This window comes from Vibrio penaeicida (assembly GCF_002933855.1).
GTDB lineage: Bacteria > Pseudomonadota > Gammaproteobacteria > Enterobacterales > Vibrionaceae > Vibrio > Vibrio penaeicida_A.
This window is the reverse complement of record NZ_BFAQ01000091.1, coordinates 1-3,424: the sequence shown is the minus strand read 5'-3', so window position 1 is coordinate 3,424 and position 3,424 is coordinate 1. Positions and strand designations below refer to the sequence as shown.

Sequence of the window (3,424 nt, the reverse complement as noted above, 5' to 3'; positions counted from 1 at the left end):
CTTTAAAACATTACTTCTGTTGAGTAAATTATCAGCTACTTACAGTTTGCGCTTAATATGGCATTAGAAAAAAATTGGCGAAAATCATAAGCTTGGCATACACTTTTGTTTGTGGGGTCTTCAACTACCTTAAAGGTCCCACAAAGTGCTTTGGCGCTACAGTTTTTGTAGCTATTGTTTAACACAGCTTTGAGGGAAGTTTTATGGCGCTCACAAAGGCCGATTTGGCTGAGAACCTGTTTGAAAAGCTCGGATACAGTAAACGGGATGCCAAGGAAACGGTTGAAGTGTTTTTCGAGGAAGTTCGAAAAGCCCTAGAAAGTGGCGAACAGGTAAAACTGTCAGGCTTCGGGAATTTCGATCTTCGCGATAAAAATCAGAGACCAGGTCGTAACCCTAAAACGGGCGAAGACATTCCAATTACTGCTCGACGTGTTGTTACGTTCCGACCAGGTCAAAAATTAAAAGCCCGGGTCGAAAACATCAAGGTTGAAAAGTAGCCTAAGCAAATTGACCACATTCGCTTGTGGTCATTTTGATTTATGGTGGTTTTAAACGTATTCGTTTTGCTGCGTGGGAAACTCAACTGCTTGAAGCTGCTTGACTTAAGGTATAAATCTTAAGTCTGGCAGCTTCTTGGTTTCTAACTTAACGATTTGTTAATTTTTCGCCGCTAAGCTCTTCTAATACTCCAATTAACGGACCTTAAGCAGCCTGAGGCGCAATATAAGGTTGCCAAGCGTTTTGATACAAGGTTTTGGCTTTTGATCTTAACTGTTTTATGTTTTGAATTTCAATATCATTCATTTCCCTTGATTCAATCGCAGCTGTACGTTCAATAAACTGAATCTTCTGATAGATTTTATGCTCTGCACCACTCTTTACTTCGGCAATATCACTTAAATGCAACTGTACCTCCGCTATGAGCTTAGTACCGGGCAATTCCAGCAAGACATTAAGATCTCTATAACCAGATGGTGTAGGGGACTTGAAGCGATTCTTCACTTTCAGAATTTTTGCGTTTTTATGAAGCATTTCGTAGGCAGCAACCAAACTTGGGATGTCTTTAGCAACTAAGGTTGCTCGCGCTAAATCGGTAATCCTTGATACGTTTCCCTCTAACTCTTTTTCAATTTTGTCTTTTGCTCTAGATTCACTCTTAACACCTGCGAAGTAGGGGGTCGTTCCGCTCAACATGCCGGCTGTTTTACAAAGATTCTCCAATTCAAATTGCGCTTGATGAGCTTTGGAATACAACACATCAAAGTCTGAATAAGGTTGAATGGGTTTAGCGTTAGTCGATGGAATGCTATACAGACCGCTCAAGCTACGTCGAAATACGTTGGCATTTGGCTGGTTTTGAGAAGTGCCAGAAGAGCGTGCAGAGTCGGAGTTATACGTTGGAGAGCTTACGGCAGCAAAAGGTGCTTTACTCAGAAGCAATAGCATCAAAGCCGTAGTTTTCAGAAACAGGTTCATTCATACTCCTAGTTTAAGCGCAGTAAATTGTGTACAAAAAGGGTACTGAACGCGTTAAGAAGTTGAAACGTCTGCATTTGGCAGATATAGATTAGATAGGGATGAAAAGGTTAAGTTCCAACCCCTAGTGGTATATTTAGTCGATTAATGTGAGGTTGTGCGCATTTTTTGTGCGATCTAGCTGAGCGCAGAAATCCGTCAACGATTTCGTATCTGATATTCTTACTTTATGCCCAGAAAAACGATCAAAAAGTTCGCTATGGTAAGCATAAGAGTTAGCCGTTTCCCTCTGGTAATATGAGCTTGCCCAAAGCTTTTGACGTTCAAGATCGGAAATGTGTAGCTCATTTCTATAACGTTTATCCAATTGATTCAGACAGGTTAGCAAAGGCATATCAAGAAATATGACTTGTGTGCTCTTTACCATAAGCTTTGAAAGCGATTGCCCGAATACTCCTTCTGCGACCCAGTTACCTGAAGTGTTTAGATGTTGAAGCTCATTAGAAAGAAACTGCAATTTTTCGGTAATAGAATGCTGTTCGTCATGCCATGCCAATTCATCAAGCTCTATGTGCTTTTGACCGGTGATAGACGAAATTTTTATTGCCAATGCAGACTTTCCCGCGCCTATATTGCCAAATATAAGTGTGCGATTAGCCATGTTTAAACCTGACGATTGTATTTGTAGTTTTATGCGGCACAAATTACGGCGATTCATGCATTAAATCCATGACAGATACTAAGGTTTAATGCAAAACTTCATGAAAGTGTGATATTCACCCAATTTGAGTGGCTAGCGTTGGTGGGGAGTGAAACAAATAATTAGCACTTTAGTTCCAATTATCTAGTATCACTTTCTTTGCCAATCAGCATCATCTCTTTCCGTTTAAGAGACGATCCTATATTCTCTACAAAAGTGTATTAGCTTGAGGAATGGTAATGCAAGACCAAGAAATTTGGCATCAGAAATGGGCGTCTAACCAGATAGGGTTTCACTTAACCGATGTAAACCCCGTTTTAATTGAACATTGGAAATTACTCGAACCTAGCCGTGAAAAGAAGGTGTTTGTCCCCTTATGTGGAAAGTCTGAAGATCTTGTTTGGTTAGCCAAATTCCACGAAGATGTTCAAGGTGTAGAGCTCAGTGATATTGCTGTTAGAGCCTTTTTTGCTGAGCAGTTTTATACACCCACGGTCACGACAGTTTCTGGTCAGCATGAACTTTATCAATTTGATGAGCTAAGTATTTACGCGGGCGATTATTTTACAGCGCCGATACAACCTGTTGATTTAGTTTATGATCGCGCTGCATTGATCGCTTTGCCTAAAGAAATGCGACGTGACTATGTAGAAAGACTGAAATCGCTACTGCTTCCGGGGGGCAAAATTCTTTTGGTGTCGTTGGATTATGATCAAAAAGAAATGACGGGTCCTCCATTTAGCGTTTCTGCTACCGAGATACATGAATTGTTTTCTGGGTTTAAAATTACCCACGTATCCCGTGACGACGCTGACGAAAGTCACCCAAGAATTCAAAAGGGATTGACTCGATTTGCAGAAGAGGTTTGGGTGATAGAGTCGGAAGCATAGAGTGAGTCGACTTCGCGCAAATTCAAATTAAGAGAAAGCCAGCATAATGAAGTGACCCCATAAAGTTGGACATTTCTGTTAAGCGGCTTGTAAGGCCTGATTTCGATATTCCGTCGGAGTCAGGCCTTCTAGTTTCACCTTGATGCGTTTCGTATTGTAGTACTCTATGTATTCTTCAATATGTGCGATTAAGTCATCGGCATCTTCAAAGTGCTGGTTATGGTACATTTCTGTTTTCAACACGGCAAAGAAGTTCTCTGCTACTGCGTTATCCAAGCAGTTTCCTTTTCGTGACATACTTTGAGTTAATCCCCGCTCAGCGAGAGTTTTCTGATATTTCCTATGCCTATATTGC

Annotated in this window: 5 protein-coding genes; 2 read left to right on the top strand and 3 right to left on the bottom strand. The window is 40.9% G+C overall.

What is annotated here, in order from left to right; translation table 11 throughout:
• Window positions 1-203 precede the first annotated feature (203 nt).
• Entirely contained in the window at window positions 204-500 is a 297-nt protein-coding gene (gene ihfA / locus VPNCDNU1_RS28525) for an integration host factor subunit alpha (protein WP_101115356.1), read from the top strand.
• 205 nt (window positions 501-705) lie between these two features.
• On the opposite strand, the gene VPNCDNU1_RS28520 is transcribed toward ihfA, so the two are convergent.
• Together VPNCDNU1_RS28520 and VPNCDNU1_RS28515 are read right to left on the bottom strand one after the other, a co-directional pair.
• Window positions 706-1,479: a RelA/SpoT domain-containing protein gene (locus tag VPNCDNU1_RS28520; protein WP_104403507.1), complete on the bottom strand. Its 774-nt coding sequence runs from the start codon at window positions 1,477-1,479 to the stop codon at window positions 706-708.
• A 136-nt stretch (window positions 1,480-1,615) separates the two neighbouring features.
• Window positions 1,616-2,140, bottom strand: a complete 525-nt coding sequence (locus VPNCDNU1_RS28515; RefSeq protein ID WP_145959508.1) for a hypothetical protein — start codon at window positions 2,138-2,140, stop codon at window positions 1,616-1,618.
• Window positions 2,141-2,418: 278 nt separating this feature from the next.
• Between VPNCDNU1_RS28515 and VPNCDNU1_RS28510 the strand changes: the two genes are divergently transcribed.
• Window positions 2,419-3,069: a thiopurine S-methyltransferase gene (locus VPNCDNU1_RS28510; protein WP_104403505.1), complete on the top strand. Its 651-nt coding sequence runs from the start codon at window positions 2,419-2,421 to the stop codon at window positions 3,067-3,069.
• Window positions 3,070-3,147: 78 nt separating this feature from the next.
• Here VPNCDNU1_RS28510 and VPNCDNU1_RS28505 read toward each other — a convergent pair.
• Window positions 3,148-3,424 (bottom strand): IS3 family transposase (locus VPNCDNU1_RS28505; protein WP_145959507.1); only part of this gene is annotated, 277 nt, incomplete at its 5' end.

Excerpts from the sequence above, each read along its gene's own strand:
- ihfA (WP_101115356.1), top strand. The coding sequence starts at position 204 with ATGGCGCTCACAAAGGCCGATTTGGCTGAGAACCTGTTTGAAAAGCTC.
- VPNCDNU1_RS28520 (WP_104403507.1), bottom strand. The coding sequence starts at position 1,479 with ATGAACCTGTTTCTGAAAACTACGGCTTTGATGCTATTGCTTCTGAGT.
- VPNCDNU1_RS28515 (WP_145959508.1), bottom strand. The coding sequence starts at position 2,140 with ATGGCTAATCGCACACTTATATTTGGCAATATAGGCGCGGGAAAGTCT.
- VPNCDNU1_RS28510 (WP_104403505.1), top strand. The coding sequence starts at position 2,419 with ATGCAAGACCAAGAAATTTGGCATCAGAAATGGGCGTCTAACCAGATA.